This window comes from Devosia sp. (assembly GCF_034675085.1).
Lineage (GTDB): Bacteria > Pseudomonadota > Alphaproteobacteria > Rhizobiales > Devosiaceae > Devosia.
In genome coordinates this window covers 1-2827 of record NZ_JAUCDN010000384.1, presented here as the reverse complement: position 1 = coordinate 2827, position 2827 = coordinate 1, and the positions used below count along the sequence as shown (strand labels likewise).

Annotated in this window: 3 protein-coding genes; all 3 read left to right on the top strand. The window is 67.6% G+C overall.

Translation table 11 applies throughout. The features are described 5' to 3' along the window. Nucleotides 1-306: signal peptidase II (lspA, locus tag VDP82_RS16655; RefSeq protein ID WP_323015948.1), on the top strand; the 306-nt coding region annotated here is incomplete at its 5' end. An 85-nt stretch (nt 307-391) separates the two neighbouring features. After that, nucleotides 392-1099: a hypothetical protein gene (locus VDP82_RS16650; protein ID WP_323015947.1), complete on the top strand. Its 708-nt coding sequence runs from the start codon at nt 392-394 to the stop codon at nt 1097-1099. A gap of 161 nt (nt 1100-1260) precedes the next feature. Then, nucleotides 1261-2827: pseudouridine synthase (locus VDP82_RS16645; RefSeq protein ID WP_323015946.1), on the top strand; the 1567-nt coding region annotated here is incomplete at its 3' end.

The following is a 2827-nucleotide window of genomic DNA, read 5'->3' as shown; positions in this document are numbered from 1 at the left end:
CTCGATGGCCTGCCGGTCTGGGCGCTGGGCCTGGTCATGCTGGTGGCCATCATCGCGCTGTCGGTGTGGTGGCTGCGCACATCGGTCAGGCTGGTGCGCATGGGGCTGGCGCTGTGCATCGGCGGGGCCCTGTCCAACGTCATCGACAGGCTGGTCTATGGCGCCGTGGCCGATTTCTTCCACTTCCACTGGGGCGAGTGGTCCTTCTACATTTTCAACCTTGCCGATGTGGCCATCACCGCCGGCGTGATCCTGCTGATCCTCGATCTGCTGGGCGTTGGCCATGCCCGCAAAACCGCCTCCTGAACCAGCACGGACACTGTGCTGCCAGAATCTGGTCTTAGTCGGCGAAATGCGCTATAAGCGCCACCGACACTTCGAAGGACGTTTCATGCGTATTGGATTGACCGGGCAGCATGCTGCTCTGCAGGTGGCGACCCGGACGGGTTTGGCGGCGCTGGGCCTGGTGTTTGCGCTGGCGCTGGCCGGCTGCACCACCGTGGAAGGCACCAATGCTTTGACCGATTTCGGCACCTTCGAGCGCGAGGTGATGACCTCCACGGCGCGCGGGGTGGGCCTGGTGCCCGGCGAAACACCAAAGGAAGACCTCACCAATGCCCGCGCGCCCCTGGTCCTGCCCGCTTCCGGCCAGGCGCTGCCCGCTCCCGTCACCCAGACGGCGGCGGCGCAACTGCCCGCCAATAGCGATACGGTGCGCATCGACACCACCAATCTCACCGAAGCCGATCTTCAGCGCCTGCGCAACGCCAAGGTGGTCGATCTGCGTTCGGTGGCCGGCCGTCCGCTCACCGAGCAGGAGGCCCGCACGCTGACCGCCCGCATGCGCGCCGCCAATATGAGCGTCACCACCGCCAATAATCGCCCGCTCTATCTGCCCCCCGAGGAATATTTCACCCGCGTGGGCGATGCCGAGTTCATCTGCTCGGCTCCCGGCGGCGAGCTGGTCTCGATCAACGATCCGCGCTGCCCTGAATCGGTGCGCAAGGCCATCCGCGCCAATCAGAACCAGTTCAGCTCGGGCGCCTCCAGCTCCAGTGCCGGTGTCCGGCTCACCGAGAAGGAAACCACGCTCCAGTAACGGGCTGGACGATCCTGCTTTCCAAGGCGGCCGGGTTTTCCGGCCGCTTCGTCTTTTCCGCGCCGCCCGGACGGAGCGTTTTCAAGAAAAGGTGGCCGCCACTTTTTCGGTTCGAAAGCGCGACCATCCAAAAGGGTCCCGCATGTCATGAAGGTCCGCCGATGAGCGACACTCCCGCCTCTCCCTCCACCGGCGACCGGCTCGCCAAGGTCATTGCCCGTTCCGGCCTCTGCTCGCGGCGTGACGCCGAAGTGTGGATCACCGAGGGACGCGTCGTCGTCAACGGCAAGAAGGTGCTGACGCCCGCCTTCAATGTCACCGAGCGCGATGCCATCCTGGTCGACGGCGCCCCGCTGGCCGCCCGTCAGGGCACCCGCGTCTGGCTCTATCACAAGCCGGCCGGCCTTGTGGTCACCGAGAAGGACCCCGAGGGGCGCCCCACCATCTTCGAGGCGCTCGAAGCCCATGGCCTGCCGCGCGTCGTTTCGGTCGGTCGGCTCGACATCAATACCGAGGGCCTGCTGCTGCTCACCAATGATGGCGGTCTCAAGCGCGTTCTCGAATTGCCCGCCACCGGCTGGCTGCGCCGCTATCGCGTGCGCGCCCATGGCGCCGTCACCCAGGCCGCCCTCGACCGGCTCAAGGACGGCATCGAGGTCGATGGCATCCGCTACGGCCCCATCGAGGCGAAGCTGGAGCGCGAGCAGGGCGCCAATGTCTGGCTGGTTCTCTCGCTGCGCGAAGGCAAGAACCGCGAGGTCAAGAATGTGCTCGGCGCCCTCGGGCTCGAGGTCAACCGCCTCATCCGCGTCAGCTTCGGCCCGTTCCAGCTCGGCGAAATCCCCGTGGGCAGTGTTGAAACCGTCAGGGCCAAGATGCTGCGCGACCAGCTCGGCAAGAAGCTGGCCGAGGCCGCCGATGTCGATTTCGACAGCGAGATGCCCGAGGCCAATGCGCTTGTCGGCAAGCCCACGCGTGACCGGCAGACCGGGCGTGGCACCAATACGGTGGAAATCGCCCGCCAGCGCTTCCGCTTCACCGACCACGCCGAAAAGACCGAGGAAGAATGGCGTGCCGAACGGCCCCGCCAGGATCGCCCGGGGCGCTTTGACAGCCGCAAGCCCGCGCCCCGCCGCGAGGAGCGTCGGGATGACGAGTACCAGCCGCCCGCCCGCCAGATTCATTTCGACGAGGATGGCCGCGCTCCCGAGGAATTCGTCGCCAAGCGCCACACCAAGCCCTTTGCCCGGCGCGATGCCGACGATCAGCCGGCCCGCACCTATGGCCAGCGCCCCGAGCGTCCGGCCAAGCCCGCTTCCGCCGGCAAGAAGCCGTTTGAAAAGAAGCCTTTCGCCAAAAAGCCCTTCGGTGACAAACCCTTTGGCGACAAGCCGCGCGGCCCCCGCCGCGAGAACGATGACCGCCGCCCCGCCGGCGAGCGGCCCAAGCGCGATTTTGGCGATCGTCCGCGCGGGCCCCGTCCCGAGGGCGGCAGCCGTCCCCCGCGCGACCGGGAATTTACCGGAACGCCGCGCGGCCCGCGCCGGGGCGATGCCGGCGCCGAACGTCCGGCCTTCGCGCCGCGCACAAGGCCCGAAAGCGAGCGCGGCGAAGGCGCGGCCTTTCGGGGCGAGGCCAAGCGTCCCGGCCGCAATTTTGCCGACAAGCCGGTGCGTGGTCCCCGGCCGGCTTCAGCGGGGGCCAAACCCGCCCGCGCCGATGAAGGCA